Source organism: Streptomyces doebereineriae (assembly GCF_031845645.1).
GTDB classification, from domain to species: Bacteria; Actinomycetota; Actinomycetes; order Streptomycetales; family Streptomycetaceae; genus Streptomyces; species Streptomyces canus.
The window spans coordinates 57,317-71,643 of sequence record NZ_JAVREZ010000006.1 but is presented as its reverse complement, the minus strand read 5'-3'; the positions used below and the strand labels follow the sequence as shown (position 1 = coordinate 71,643).

12 protein-coding genes are annotated in these 14,327 nt (G+C 69.4%); 6 read left to right on the top strand and 6 right to left on the bottom strand.

Going from position 1 to position 14,327, the window contains the following annotated elements; translation table 11 throughout:
* Positions 1-41: 41 nt before the first annotated feature.
* Complete coding sequence (locus tag RNB18_RS19035) at positions 42-2,501, top strand: DNA gyrase/topoisomerase IV subunit A (protein ID WP_266529465.1); 2,460 nt, start codon at positions 42-44, stop codon at positions 2,499-2,501.
* On the opposite strand, the gene RNB18_RS19030 is transcribed toward RNB18_RS19035, so the two are convergent.
* On the bottom strand, positions 2,498-3,559 hold the full coding sequence (locus RNB18_RS19030; RefSeq protein WP_311715280.1) for a CobW family GTP-binding protein: 1,062 nt from the start codon (positions 3,557-3,559) through the stop codon (positions 2,498-2,500). The genes RNB18_RS19035 and RNB18_RS19030 overlap by 4 nt on opposite strands.
* 322 nt (positions 3,560-3,881) lie before the next feature.
* On the opposite strand from RNB18_RS19030, the gene RNB18_RS19025 reads away from it, so the two are divergent.
* On the top strand, positions 3,882-4,388 hold the full coding sequence (locus RNB18_RS19025) for a DUF6082 family protein (RefSeq protein WP_311715279.1): 507 nt from the start codon (positions 3,882-3,884) through the stop codon (positions 4,386-4,388).
* A 30-nt stretch (positions 4,389-4,418) separates the two neighbouring features.
* On the opposite strand, the gene RNB18_RS19020 is transcribed toward RNB18_RS19025, so the two are convergent.
* A complete protein-coding gene (locus RNB18_RS19020) occupies positions 4,419-4,655 on the bottom strand; it encodes a hypothetical protein (RefSeq protein WP_311715278.1) in 237 nt (78 codons plus the stop codon).
* A gap of 702 nt (positions 4,656-5,357) precedes the next feature.
* Positions 5,358-6,521: a citrate synthase/methylcitrate synthase gene (locus RNB18_RS19015; protein ID WP_311715277.1), complete on the bottom strand. Its 1,164-nt coding sequence runs from the start codon at positions 6,519-6,521 to the stop codon at positions 5,358-5,360.
* 112 nt (positions 6,522-6,633) lie between these two features.
* Here RNB18_RS19015 and RNB18_RS19010 point away from each other — a divergent pair, with 112 nt between their 5' ends.
* From RNB18_RS19010 to RNB18_RS18995, 4 genes are all read left to right on the top strand, one after another.
* Positions 6,634-7,896 (top strand): citrate synthase, encoded by a 1,263-nt coding sequence (locus RNB18_RS19010; RefSeq protein ID WP_311715276.1) that lies wholly within the window; start codon positions 6,634-6,636, stop codon positions 7,894-7,896.
* A gap of 62 nt (positions 7,897-7,958) precedes the next feature.
* Complete coding sequence (locus tag RNB18_RS19005) at positions 7,959-8,903, top strand: sucrase ferredoxin (protein WP_311715275.1); 945 nt, start codon at positions 7,959-7,961, stop codon at positions 8,901-8,903.
* Positions 8,904-8,993: 90 nt separating this feature from the next.
* A complete protein-coding gene (locus RNB18_RS19000) occupies positions 8,994-10,673 on the top strand; it encodes a sensor histidine kinase (RefSeq protein ID WP_311715274.1) in 1,680 nt (559 codons plus the stop codon).
* A complete protein-coding gene (locus tag RNB18_RS18995; RefSeq protein ID WP_311715273.1) occupies positions 10,673-11,353 on the top strand; it encodes a response regulator in 681 nt (226 codons plus the stop codon). The genes RNB18_RS19000 and RNB18_RS18995 overlap by 1 nt, the downstream gene beginning before the upstream one ends.
* Positions 11,354-11,359: 6 nt before the next feature.
* Here the strand turns inward: RNB18_RS18995 and RNB18_RS18990 are convergent, their stop codons facing one another.
* The 3 genes from RNB18_RS18990 to RNB18_RS18980 all read right to left on the bottom strand — a co-directional run bounded on the left by RNB18_RS18990 (position 11,360) and on the right by RNB18_RS18980 (position 14,200).
* Complete coding sequence (locus tag RNB18_RS18990) at positions 11,360-12,430, bottom strand: ABC transporter substrate-binding protein (RefSeq protein ID WP_311715272.1); 1,071 nt, start codon at positions 12,428-12,430, stop codon at positions 11,360-11,362.
* A gap of 86 nt (positions 12,431-12,516) precedes the next feature.
* Positions 12,517-13,395: an ABC transporter permease gene (locus RNB18_RS18985; RefSeq protein WP_311715271.1), complete on the bottom strand. Its 879-nt coding sequence runs from the start codon at positions 13,393-13,395 to the stop codon at positions 12,517-12,519.
* Positions 13,385-14,200, bottom strand: coding sequence for an ABC transporter ATP-binding protein (locus RNB18_RS18980; protein ID WP_062035957.1), 816 nt, complete (start codon positions 14,198-14,200; stop codon positions 13,385-13,387). Before RNB18_RS18980 ends, RNB18_RS18985 begins: the two co-directional genes overlap by 11 nt.
* Positions 14,201-14,327: the final 127 nt, after the last annotated feature.

Genomic DNA, 14,327 nt, shown 5'->3' with positions numbered 1-14,327 from the left:
CGACCCGTAGGCGAGCGACCAGAAAAGAGGAGCCGGCAGCGATGGCCCGCCGCAGCACGAAGACCCCGCCGCCCGACGACTCGTACGAGGAGCGGATCCTCGACATCGACGTCGTGGACGAGATGAAGGGCTCGTACCTCGAGTACGCGTACTCGGTCATCTACTCCCGCGCGCTCCCGGACGCCCGCGACGGACTCAAGCCGGTGCACCGGCGCATCGTCTACCAGATGAACGAGATGGGCCTGCGCCCCGACCGCGGCTATGTGAAGTGTGCCCGCGTGGTCGGCGAGGTCATGGGTAAGTTGCACCCGCACGGCGACGCGTCGATCTACGACGCCCTCGTGCGCATGGCCCAGCCCTTCTCGATGAGCGTCCCGCTGGTCGACGGGCACGGCAACTTCGGTTCGCTGGGCAACGACGACCCGCCGGCCGCCATGCGGTACACCGAGTGCCGCGCCGCCGAGGCCGCGAGCCTGATGACGGAGTCCATCGACGAGGACACCGTCGACTTCGCGCCCAACTACGACGGCCAGGAGCAGGAGCCGGGCGCGCTGCCCGCCGCCTTCCCGAACCTCCTGGTGAACGGCTCCTCGGGCATCGCGGTCGGCATGGCCACCAACATGGCGCCGCACAACCTCGCCGAGGTCATCGCGGCGGCCCGCCACCTGATCCGCTACCCGAACGCGGACCTGGACGCCCTGATGCGGCACGTCCCGGGCCCCGACCTGCCCACCGGTGGCCGGATCGTGGGGCTCTCCGGCATCCGGGACGCCTACGAGACGGGCCGCGGCACCTTCAAGATCCGCGCGACGGTGTCGGTGGAGACGGTCACGGCCCGCCGCAAGGGCCTGGTCGTCACCGAGCTGCCCTTCACGGTCGGCCCGGAGAAGGTGATCGCCAAGATCAAGGACCTGGTCGGCTCGAAGAAGCTCCAGGGCATCGCCGACGTCAAGGACCTCACCGACCGCGCGCACGGCCTGCGTCTGGTCATCGAGATCAAGAACGGCTTCGTGCCGGAGGCGGTCCTCGAGCAGCTCTACAAGCTGACGCCGATGGAGGAGTCCTTCGGTGTCAACAACGTCGCGCTGGTGGACGGTCAGCCCCTCACGCTCGGCCTCAAGGAGCTCCTCGAGGTCTATCTGGACCACCGCTTCGAAGTGGTGCGCCGCCGCAGCGAGTTCCGGCGCACCAAGCGCCGCGACCGGCTGCACCTGGTCGAGGGTCTGCTCACCGCCCTGGTCGACATCGACGAGGTCATCCGCATCATCCGCTCCAGCGACAACTCCGCGCAGGCGAAGGAGCGCCTGATCGAGCGCTTCTCGCTGAGCGAGATCCAGACGCAGTACATCCTGGACACGCCCCTGCGGCGCCTGACGAGGTTCGACCGCATCGAGCTGGAGTCGGAGAAGGACCGCCTCAACACCGAGATCGCGGAGCTGACCCGGATCCTGGAGTCGGACGCCGAGCTGCGCAAGCTGGTCTCCGCCGAACTGGCCGCGGTCGCCAAGAAGTACGGCACCGAGCGGCGTACGGTCCTGCTGGAGGCCGGAGCGACGGCCCCCGTGACCGCCGTACCGCTCCAGGTGGCGGACGACCCGTGCCGGGTACTGCTGTCCTCGACGGGCCTGCTGGCCCGTACGTCGAACGGCGAGCCGTTCCCGGAGGACGCCGACGCCAGGCGCAGCAAGCACGACGTGATCGTCTCGGCTGTACCGGCCACCGCGCGCGGCGAGATCGGGGCGGTCACGTCGTCCGGCCGCCTGTTGCGGCTGAACGTCATCGACCTTCCGCAGCTCCCGGACACCGCCGCGGCACCCAACCTCGCGGGCGGGGCCCCGCTGTCGGAGTTCCTCTCCCTGGAGGACGACGAGACGCTGGTCTGCCTGACCACGCTCGACGAGTCCTCCCCCGGTCTGGCGCTCGGCACCGAACAGGGCGTCGTCAAGCGTGTGGTCCCCGACTACCCGTCCAACAAGGGCGAGTTGGAGGTCATCACGCTCAAGGAGGGCGACCGGATCGTCGGCGCGATCGAACTGCGCACCGGCGAGGAGGACCTCGTGTTCATCACCGACGACGCCCAGCTCCTGCGCTATCAGGCCTCGCAGGTCCGCCCGCAGGGGCGCCCGGCGGGCGGTATGACGGGCATCAAGCTCACCGAGGGCGCGAAGGTCATCTCCTTCACCGCGGTGGATCCGGCGGTGGACGCGGTCGTCTTCACGGTCGCGGGCTCGCGCGGCACGCTCGACGACTCGGTCCAGACAACGGCCAAGCTGACCCCGTTCGACCAGTACCCGCGCAAGGGCCGCGCCACGGGCGGTGTGCGCTGCCAGCGGTTCCTGAAGGGCGAGGACTGCCTGTCCCTGGCCTGGGCGGGCGCCGTCCCGGCCCGCGCCGCGCAGAAGAACGGCACACCGGCCGACCTCCCGGAGATCGACCCGCGCCGCGACGGCTCGGGCGTGTCGTTGGCGAAGACGGTGTCGGTGGTGGCGGGACCGGTCTAGTAGTCGGGGTCCTGCTCGTCGGGATCCTGTACGTAGCGAAGGACGCCCCACATGCCGGCCTCGTCGGCGTGCGGGGCGTCCGCGTCTGCCCTGCACGCCTCCAGCTCCTTGCGCAGGGCGGGAGCGTCGATGCCGGAGCCGATGAGGACGAGCTGGGTGAGGCGTGCGTCAGCGGGCGCCCAGGCCTCCGGGTAGAAGCGCAGGAAGCGCCCCACGGCATGCACGGCGTAACGGTTGCGGACGTCGTACGGCCCGAAGTCGACGTATCCCTTGATCCGGTAGAGGCCCTCGGGCCTGCTGTCGAGGAACGCCATCAGCCGGCGAGGGTCGAGGGGTTCGTCGCAGGCGAAGGAGAGGCTGTCGTAGCCGGAGTGCAGATGTCCGGCGTGATCGTCACCGTGGTCGTCATGCAGGTCGTCGAAGGAGAGCTGTCCGATGCGCTCCTCGGCGGGGCGGCAGTCGAAGAGGAACTCGGGGTCGATGCGACCGTAGGTGGCCGGAACGACAGCCGCGCGGTCGACAAGTCGATGCACCAGAGCGAGCACGTGTTCGGCGTCTGCCGCCCGGTCGAGCTTGTTGACGACGACGAGGTCGGCGAGGGCGAGATGCCGGTCGATCTCGGGATGCCGGGCGCGGGTGTCGTCGAACTCGGCCGCGTCGACGACCTCGACGAGGCCGCCGTAGACGATGCCGGGTTGTTCGCTGGCGAGCACCATGCGGACGAGTTCCTGCGGCTCGGCGAGCCCGCTGGCCTCGATGACGATGACGTCGATGCCGGTGTCGGGCTGGGCCAGCCGGGACAGGTACTGGTCGAGTTCGCCGACGTCGACGGCGCAGCACAGGCAGCCGTTCCCGAGGGAGACGGTGGAGTCGCCGAGCGCGCCGGCGACGGCCATGGCGTCGATCTCGATGGCACCGAAGTCGTTGACGATGGCTCCGATACGGCTGCCGCCGCTGCGGTGGAGGAGATGATTGAGGAGGGTGGTCTTGCCGGAACCCAGGAATCCGGCAAGGACGACGACCGGGATCTGCCGGTGGCTCCCGCTCGGCTGACTCAACGTGCGACCTCTTTCGCGCTGCCGCGTGCACCGGATCGCGAGCCCGGCGCACGTACGAGGTTTGAATGCCGGACCAGGATACGAGCCGGAATAATCACCGCGAAGTGAACGATTGTTAGCAGCTCTTGCGGGGCAGACGTTGGGGAAGGCGCCGGTTCGTGCGACCCTCACTTCCCTCCGTGCGCCTCCTCTCCGCCTCCCCCGCCGATCAGAGCCGCTCGGCACCCTGGGAGACGGCAAGCGCCGCCCACCGCTCGCCGGTCCCCATCAGTCGACCCGCACCCCGACGACCGGCGGACGGCCGCCTGAATCGGGGGTTGACATGGCCACACTGAATGCAGGTGTACGGAGGATCGTTTCGGCTGCCAAGGCGACGGTGACGGCCGTCACCGACTCCATCAGCACACGGAGTACGCGCCACCGCAGGAGGGCCGTTCTCGCCCAACAGCACCGGCTCCACTTCGACCTGATCTGCAAGGCCATGGACGATCCCGCCCTAGCCGCTGTTCTCGACACCTACGAGACCCAGATCCCGCTCGAGAAACAGCGCCAGTTCCTCTTCGCCAACGCGCTCTACATCAACGCCATGTACTTCCACCGCATCGGAGCCATGAACCGCGCGGAGCTGTACGGCCACCTGCGGGTGATGTGTCAGAACGAGGTCTTCCGTGAGTACTGGGAGGCGACCCGCCACCACCGGAAGAGCCTGCCCGAGAACTCGGAGGAGTCCACCCTGGGCCTGATGCTGGACGATCTGATCCAGGAGCTCGCGGATTCCGACACGGACGAGTGGTGGGTCGTGGGCCAGCCGCCCGAGGAGTCCCCTTGACTCTCGGACGGCACGACCGTCGCGCAACCGTCAAGCGTCGGGGATGTCCTGTTTGGCACGGACGAGGGTTTCCCGAGAGATGATCACAATGCGCTCATAGTCGGCTCGTGCGGCGTCCGACGGGAGCTCGGGGTCGAGTTCCACAGTCGCTTCGCGCCCGATCACAGCGAAGTCACCGCTGCTGAGCTCGAAAATGTCGGGGCATGTCTGCCCGGTGGCACTGCCGCGCTCTCGAGGAGAGGCCCCGACACGTCGCACGATCTTCACGGAGGTGTACCGCCTTGTGACTCAGAGGGATGGATGTGCCCTCCGAAGTCGTCCGCGGTGGTTCGTCGGCAGTGCGTCGGAGTGCGCTCTCCGCGCGCGAGGTGTTCGCCGGAGCTGCCCCGGCCAGGCCCAGGGCCAGGCAAAGATATCGACTCCGGTGCACACGATGCGCGAGTTATCACTCTGCGAGTGAGTGAAAATTCCGCGAGAGCCTTGACCGGGGCGCGCACGGAAGCGGGCTCGCCCGTCGCGGGAACGCGGGCCTCCCTGCGGTGGATCGTGTCCAGGGTGTCCAGCGCCCGACTGGGCGCACCGGCGTGCAGTGGCCCGACAGCGCCCCCCTTCCGTCTGACTTCAGGCGCCGGACGACAACCTGCCTCGGCACGAGGCCGTATCCGCGACTCCTCAGGCGTGCGGCATGGGGAAGGTGTTCAGCCGTTCGGCACGATGACGCGGAAGAGGTGCATGCCCGTCGCCCCGGCCCGCGGTGTCCCCCGATCCGCGGACAGCACGTCGCGCCCCGCCGCCGCACCTCGCGCGCACAGCGTCTCGAACGTGTCGCACGGTCGCCGGCCCGGCGGTCGAGGTACAGCTGTTGATGGCAGAGGAGTTCGGCGACGCAGGGCCGGGGCTCCCCATACCGCCGTGTTCGCGGGACCATCACCGGGGAGCCTGCCCGGCGTTCGGCGTCGCAGATCGCGGCTATGCCATGACTGGCACCGCCACCGGCGCCCCCGGCCCCACATACCGCGCCACAGGCCGGATGATCTTCGAGTCCGCGGCCTGCTCCAGGATGTTGGCGCTCCACCCCACCACCCGCGCCGCCGCGAACGTCGGCGTGAACATCTCGCGGGGCAGGCCGCACAGTTCCATGACCACGCCCGCGTAGAACTCGACGTTGGTGTGCAGCTCCCGCCCCGGCTTGAGCTCGTCCAGGATCGCCTCGACATGGCGTTCCACCTCGACAGCGAAGTCCACACGTGGACCGCCGAACCGCTGGGCGACCTCCCGGAGCATCCGGGAACGCGGGTCCTCCGTGCGGTAGATCGCGTGACCGAAGCCCATGATCCGCTCCCCGGAGAGCACACGCTCACGGATCCAGGAGTCGATGCGGTCGGGCGTGCCGATCGCATCGAGCGTGTCCAGAGCCCGACTGGGCGCACCTCCGTGCAGCGGCCCGGACAACGCCCCTACGGCCCCCACGAGACACGCCGCCGCATCCGCTCCCGTCGACGCGATGACCCGCGCCGTGAAGGTTGATGCATTGAAGCCGTGATCAATGGTTGAGATCAAGTACTGCTCGACCGCCCGCGCCCGTTGAGGCTCCGGCTCCGAACCCGTCAACATGTAGAGGTAGTTCGCCGCGTACGAGAGATCCTCGCGCGGCTCCACTGGCTCCAGCCCCTTGCCCAGCCGGTGCAACGCGGTGAGCAGCGTCGGCACGGCCGCAGCGGCCACGAGGGTGTCCCGTCGCCGCTCGTCCGGGTCGATGTCGTACACCGGCCGGAACCCTTTCGCTGCTCCGAGCAGCGACAACGCGGTGCGCATGCCCGCCAGCGGGCCGGACCGCCCACTCGCCGCCGCGATCGCCGGCAACGCCGCCCGCACCTCGTCGGGCAGCCGCCGCAGTGCCGCGGTCTCGGCACGGAAGACCACGGCCCGTCCGGCGTCCGGCAGTTCGCCGTGGACCAGGAGATGCCAGACGTCCTCGAAACCGCGGGTCTGCGCGAGTTCGACAGCCGAGTACTGGCGGTAGTGATAGAACCCCTCGCGTCCTCGGACATCTCCGACCTCGGTGTCAGTGACGACGACTCCGGCGAGTCCTCGCGGTACGTCGACGAGCGTGGTTGACCTGTTGACCGACATGATTCCTCCCTGGACTTGATTCGACTGTCCATGGTTGACTCAGTTGGTGTCAATATTGATTGAATCAATACACACCAATCAACCCACTCGGTTGCGGATACGGTGACCTCTTATGCGCGATCAAGACCCCCTCCCCGGCCCCGCCGAACGCCGGCTCAGCACCAAGGAAGCCGCCGAACTGCTGGGCGTGAAGCCCGAGACCGTCTACGCCTATGTGAGCCGAGGCCAGCTCAACAGCCGACGCGCTCCCGGCGGCCGGGGCAGCACCTTCGACGCCAAGGAGGTGGAGACCCTTTCCCGGCGCAACCGCCGGGAGAGTGGCGGGAGTCCGGGCTCCGGCGGCGAACTGTCCGTGCGCACCCGCATCACGTTCATCGACCGGGACCGCTACTACTTCCGGGGCGTCGACGCCACCGAACTGGCCGCGCATCACTCCTACGAAGAGATCGCGGAATGGCTGTGGACCGGCCATCTACGCCCCGGAGTCACCTTCACCGCGCCTGAAGCCGCCGTCGAGGTGGCCCGCCGCACGGTCGACGCACTGCCCGAACACACAGGCCCCACCGACCGGTTGCGGGTGGCTGCGATCGCCGCCGCGGTCTCGGATCCACTGCGTTTCGACCTGTCCGAAGAAGCCGTGCTCGGCACCGCACGGACTCTCATCCCGACCCTCGTCGCCGCCCTCCCGCCGGTGCTGCGCGACCGCCGCCGGGACGACGGCCCACTGGCCCACCGTCTGTGGACGCGCCTCAGCGGACGCAAGCCCGACGAAGCGTCCCTGCGCGCCCTGGACACCGCACTGGGTCTGCTCGTCGACCACGACCTCGCCGCCTCGACCCTCGCGGTACGCGTCGCCGCCTCGGCCCACGCGCACGCGTACGCGGCCGTCTCCGCCGGACTCGGTGTGCTGGAGGGCCCCTTGCACGGTGCTGCCAGCGGGCTCGCCCACAAGCTGCTGCTCGATGTGCTCGACCGGGGCGACGCAGCCCCCGTCATCGCGGAGGAACTGCGGGCCGGACGCCGGATCCCGGGCCTCGGTCACCGGCTCTACCCCGGCGAAGACCCACGCGCGCGAGCCCTGTTCGCCCTCCTGGAGGAGATCCCGCGCGCAGAACCCGCACTCCTCGCGGCCCGCGACATCGTGGCCACCACCGCCCGCCACGCTCCCCTGCACGCCAACGTGGACCTGGCCCTCGCCGCACTCACCGCCTCCTCCGGGATGCCCGCCACGGCCGGCGAGACCATCTTCGCCGTCGCTCGCACGGCGGGCTGGATCGCCCACGCACTGGAGGAGTACGGGGAGCGCCCCCTGCGCATGCGCCTGAGCGGCACTTATGTGGGCCCTAAGCCGCCCCAACCACTGCCGGAGCAGTGACGAGCACTGCCGGCAGCACGGCCGGAAGCCGCCGCGCCCCAAGTCAGGTTAGGCTCACCTCTGTGAGTACCTGCTCAACGGTCTCGCACGACCTCGGCGAGCCCGTTTCCGGAACCGCGGCCACCGCGCGGACCTGGCTGTTGCTGGAACAGTCCGGTCCCTGGGGCGCCAAAGCGCTCACTTCGAGCCACCTGGACCCTGCGCTGGGGCGTGCCCTGGAGGCCGCAGCGAAGGGCACAGGCGTGCGCATCGCGCTCATCCGCCGTCCCGGACGGCACGCCGACAGCGGAAAACCCACCACCCGGCAGGTGTACGTCGCCCACACCGTGCCCGGCAACGTGTGGCTGCGCAGCGCGACGACCCGCGATCCGCGGGACCTGCTCGACCTGGACTTCGCGGCGCTCGGCAGGGGCGAGCACGCCGGCTTCGACTCCGTGCTCGGTGGGCGCCCCCACACCGGCGATCCCCTCGCGCTCGTCTGCACCAACGGCAAGCGGGACCGCTGCTGCGCGCTCCTCGGCCGCCCGCTCGCCGCGGAGCTGGCCGCCTCGGGTGTCGAGGGCGCCTGGGAGGTCACCCATCTGGGTGGTCACCGGTTCTCCCCGACACTGCTCGTTCTGCCGTACGGCTATGCCTACGGCCGCGCCGAGGCCCATGCCGTCAAGGAAGTCCTCCACAGCGCCCAGGAGGGCCGCATCGTGGTCGAGGGGTGCCGCGGCAGTTCCGCCTGGGAGCGGCCAGGACAAGCGGCCGAGTTGGCCGTGCGCACGGCGGTGCGCGAATACGCGGCGGAGGCGCTGACAGTCGTACGAACGGACGGCGCCGCCCCGCACTGGGAGGTGACCGTCGCACACGCCGACGGCCGCCACTGGCTCGTCCTCGTGGCTCAGACCGCGTCCCTGCCGCCCCGTCCGGAGAGCTGCGGTGTGTCGGCGCTCGGCTCACCCGCGCGGATGGACGTCGTGGCGGTGCACGAGCTGAGGTCATCGGCAGCGCTGGCGAGCTGACCGGACCAGCAGGCCCGTCAACGCATTGATCAAGAAATCCATGTCACACCCCCTGCGGTGGATCGGGCACCTCCACGTACCGTCTTGGGTATGAGCCGCACTCCCCCCGCCCGCCGCCTGCGCCTCGGGCTGCCCCGCCGGGTGTTCTCGCAGGTGCTCCTGATGCAGTTGGCGATCGCCGCGGGAGTCGCGGTGCTCGCGACCGGTCTGTTCCTCGCGCCTCTGAGCAACCAGCTCGACGACCAGGCGATGCGCCGGGCGCTCGCCATCGCCCAGGCCACCGCCGCCGAGTCGCAGATCGCCGAGGAGGTCACGGACACGCCTCCGCTGCCCACCGGCCCCGTCCAGCGGGAGGCCGAGAGGATCCGCAGGGCGACCGGGGCCGAGTACGTCGTGGTGATGGACTGGCGGGGCGTCCGCTGGTCGCACCCCACGCGCAGCGAGGTCGGCAGGATCGTCTCGACCGACCCGGGCCAGGCCCTGGCCGGCAAGGAGATCATGCAGATCGACAGTGGCACCCTGGGCCGCACCGCCCGCGGCAAGGTGCCCCTGTACGACAGCGAACACAAGATCGTCGGGGCGGTCTCCGTCGGCATCGCCTACGACAGCGTGCGTGCCCGGCTGATCCACGCGATACCGGGGTTGTTCGCCTACGCCGGCGGGGCCCTCGCCGTCGGCGCGCTGGCAGCCTGGCTGATCTCCCGGCGAGTCCAGCGGCAGACTCGTGACCTGGCCTTCTCCGATATCTCCGCCCTCCTGTCCGAGCGCGAGGCCATGCTGCACGGCATCCGGGAAGGGGTCGTCGCCCTGGATCGCACCGGGCGCATCCGCCTGCTCAACGACGAGGCCCGCCGCCTGCTGAGCATCGGGGACGAGGCCGTCGGCCGGCCCCCCGACGAGGCCCTGGGGGACGGCCGTACCGCCGACGTCCTGGCCGGACGGGTGACGGGCACCGATCTGATCACCGTCCGCGGTCAGCGGGTGCTGGTCGCCAACCGCATGCCCACCGACGACGGCGGTGCCGTCGCCACCCTGCGCGACCGCACGGAACTGGAGCAGCTCGGCCGGGAACTCGACTCGACCCACGGTCTGATCGACGCCCTGCGCGCCCAGGACCACGAGCACGCCAACCGGATGCACACGCTCCTCGGGCTGCTGGAGCTGGAGATGTACGACGACGCCGTGGAGTTCGTCGGAGAGGTCGTCGGCGACCACCGGGCCACCGCGGAGCAGGTCACCGAGAAGATCGAGGATCCGCTGCTCGCCGCACTGCTGGTGGGCAAGGCGACCGTCGCGGCGGAGCGTGGTGTGGCCCTGTGGGTCTCCGACCGGACCCGGCTGCCGGACCGGCTGGTCGATCCGAGCGGGCTGGTCACGATCGTCGGCAACCTCGTGGACAACGCCCTGGACGCCGTCGCCGGCGCCCCGCACGCGCGCGTGGAGGTCGAACTGCGCACAGAGGGCCGTACCGCCGTCCTCAGGGTGCGGGACACCGGGCCCGGAATCCCGGTGGCACAACGGGAACTGGTCTTCACCGAGGGCTGGTCGACCAAGGAGCCCCCTGCGCACCGGGGGCGCGGCCTCGGCCTCTCCCTGGTACGCAAGCTCGCCGAACGTCAGGGCGGCAGCGCGGCCGTCGCAGAGGCCGACGGCGGAGGCGCGGAGTTCACCGTCGTGCTGCCCGAGGCACTGGCCGAGCCGCAACCGGCGCTCACCGCGGCGCCCGTCCGGCAGACCGCCACCGCCACCGCCACCGAGGAGGAGTCGTGATGATCGAGGTGCTGGTCGTGGACGACGACACCCGCGTGGCACGCGTCAACGCCGCCTACGTCGAGAAGGTGCCCGGCTTCCACGTGGCCGGCGAGGCGCACAGCGCAGCGGAGGCGCTGCGGCAGCTGGAGGCGCTGCCCCACGTCGACTTGGTCCTCATGGACCACTACCTGCCCGACGAGACGGGTCTGGCGGTCGTCCAGGAGATGCGCCGACGCGGCCACCAGACCGACGTCATCATGGTGACGGCGGCGCGGGACGTGACGACCGTACAGGCGGCGATGCGGCACGGCGCGCTGCAGTACCTGGTCAAGCCCTTCGCCTTCGCGGGTCTCAGGGCCAGGCTGGAGGCGTACGCCGAGCTGCGCCGCACCCTGGACGGCGGAGGCGAGGCGGAACAGGCGGAGGTCGACCGCATCTTCGGCGCGCTGTCCACGCCCGGGGAGCCCGAGCTGCCCAAGGGGCACTCCCCCACCACGGTGGAACTCGTCCGCAGATCCCTGATGAACGCCGAGGGGCCGCTGTCGGCCCAGGAGATCGCCGACCGGACCGGGGTGAGCCGGCAGACCGCCCAGCGCTATCTGAAGCTCCTGGAGCGCACGGGGCGGGCCAGACTCACCCTCAAGTACGGCGACGCGGGCCGCCCGGAACACCGTTACGTGTGGGCGACCCGCGCGTGAGGAGGCTCAGCCGGCGTTCTGCGCGGCCTTCTCGACGAACTCCGTCGTGTACGTCTTGTCGAGGTCGACGTCGGCGTTCTGGATGTTGGGGTTGAAGGCCTTGAGGACCTTCTCGACGGTCTCGGGACCGTTCTCGGGCATCACGCCGTCCTTGGTGAACATCGGCAGCGTGTTCTTGATGGCCACCGCGTACAGCAGCTTGTTGCCCTGCGAGTAGTCGGCGGGCATCTTGTCGGCGATCTGGGTCGCGCTGTGAGTGGACATCCACTTGAGCGTCTTGACGAATGCATTGGCCAACTTCTGGACGGTCTCCGTGTGACCGTTGACCCAGTCCGTCTGCATGTACAGGCTTGACGACGGATACGGTCCGCCGAGTGCCTCGTCCGAGCCCTGGGGCGTGCGCATGTCCAGAAGGATCTTGCCGGCCTTCTTGTCCAGGATCGTCGCGACGGTCGGGTCGGTCGTCATGCCTCCGTCGATCGAGCCCTGCTGGAGCGCCGAGATGAAGGTCGGACCCGCGCCGACGGCGACCGGCGTGAACTCGCTGACCTTCACGCCGTTCTTGACGGCGAGGTACTTGGTGAGGAAGTCGGTCGAGGAGCCGAGGCCCGTGACGCCGAGCTTCTTGCCCTTGAAGTCCTTGGCCGAGGTGATGTCACCCGCCGCCTTGTTGGAGACGATCTCCACCTCACCGGGCGCGTGCGAGAACTGCACGACCGACTCCACGTCCTTGCCCTTGACCTGCAGGTCGAGCGTGTGGTCGTAGAAGCCGACGGCACCCTGGACCTGGCCGGAGACGAGCGCGGTCTCGGCCTGGACGCCGGCGGGCTCGCTCAGCAGCTCCACGTCGAGTCCCTCGGAGTCGAAGTAGCCGAGCCGCTGGGTGAGCATCGCCGGAAGGTAGATGACCTTGTCGAGGCCACCGACCATGATCTTGACCTTGGTCCCCTTGCCGTCGCCCTTGCTGCCGGCGTCGGCCGACGCCGTACTGGCAGCGTCGTTGGCACAGGCGGTGAGCGAGGAGAGGGCGAGCAGGCCGGCGGAGGCCAGGGAGGCGTATCTGGCGGTCTTGCGCATGGGGTTCACGTCCTTGTGAGGGGCGGTGCGGGGAGGGCTGAGCCGGGGATGGGCTGAGCTGAGGATGGGAGGCGCCGTAGAAGGCCTCAGCTGTCGGAACTCGCCGGCTTCCAGCGGAAGATGCGGCGCTCGGCAAAGGTGAGCAGCCCTTCGGCGAGAAGTGCGACGACGGCGAGAATGACCATCGCGGCGTACACACCGGCCGCGTTGAAGGTGCCCTGGGACTGCGCGACGAGCAGGCCGATGCCCTTGGTCGCACCGATGTACTCACCGACGATCGCGCCGATGAGGGCAAAGCCGAAGCTGACGTGCAGGCTGGTGAAGATCCACGAGGTCGCGGACGGGATGACGACCTGGAGCGTCACTCTGCGGTCGCTCGCGCCGAGGATGCGGGCGTTGGCGACCAGGTTGCGGTCGACCTCGCGGGCGCCCTGGAAGGCGTTGAAGAAGACCGGGAAGAAGACCAGGACGACGGCCGAGGCCACCTTGGAGGCCGGTCCGAGTCCGAACCAGATCACGAAGATGGGTGCAAGGACAATCCTCGGTATCGAGTTGAGCACCTTGATGTATGGACCAAGCACGTCGGCGAGCAAGGTGATCCGCCCCAGCGCAATACCGAAGACCACACCGGCCACCACGCCGACGACCCAGCCCAGCAGCGCCTCGTACAGCGTGTACCAGATCTGTTCGCCCAACGAACCGAGCGCGGTCCCATGTGTCACCCAGGTCCAGATCTGATCCCAGATCTTCGAGGGCATGGAGAAGTTGAAGGGATCGATGACCTCGGCCCGGGAGAGCAGCTCCCACAGACCGAGAACGGCCACCAGGAGCAGCACGCGGGACACGGCGACAACGATCCGGCGTCTGCGGACGGCACGCGCGCGTGAGTGTGCGCGGTCCGTCTTGTTGCCGGGCTCGGTCACGGCCGACGCGACCTGGGCCTCGGGCATGACGTCAGGCGACATGGGCGGCGCCCCTCTCGCGGGTGATGCGAACCTCTTCGCCGAGGGACTCCCAGATCTCGCGGTAGATCTCGATGAACCGCGGCTCCAGGCGCACCGACTCGACCTTGCGCGGGCGTGGCAGGTCGATGTCGAAGATCTGCTTGACGGTGGCGGGCCCGGCCGTCATCACGACGACCTTGTCGGCCAGGGCGATGGACTCCTCCAGGTCGTGGGTGACGAAGACGACGGAGGCGCCCGTGCCCTCCCACAGTTCGAGGAGTTCGTCGGACATCAGAGCCCGCGTCTGCACGTCGAGCGCGGAGAACGGCTCGTCCATGAGCAGGATCTCGGGGTCGTTGACGAAGGTCGCGGCGAGCGCCACGCGCTTGCGCTGGCCCCCGGAGAGCTGATGGGGGTAGCGGTCCTCGAAGGCCGCGAGTCCGACCCGGGCCAGCCACTCCCGGGCACTCCGCTTGGCCTCCGTCTTGGGCACACCGCGGAAACGGGGGCCTGCCATGACATTGGCCAGGACCGTGCGCCAGGGGAAGGTGGCGTCCTGCTGGAAGACGAAACCGACCTTGTCCCCGACTCCGCGGACCGGCTCCCCGACGACCAGCACCTCCCCCTCGGAGGGCTCCTCCAACCCGCTGACCAGCGTCAACGTGGTCGACTTGCCACAGCCCGTGGGCCCGACGACCGCCACGAACTCCCCACGTCCCACGGTGAGGTCAAGTCCCCTGACGGCCGTGTGCAGACCCCCCGACGGGGTCCGGAATGTTTTGCTCGCGCCCCGCAGCTCGATGGCGGGGCTGGTGTCTGCGCTCATGGCCGGGGACGGTAGATGTGGCCTGCGCCACGGCATCAGTCTTCTGGGCACATGCCGTTCTTTTGCTTGCAACGGCCTGTTGTGCTCGTTTTGCGCGCGCTACAACAGCGAAGCCGAAACACGGGCG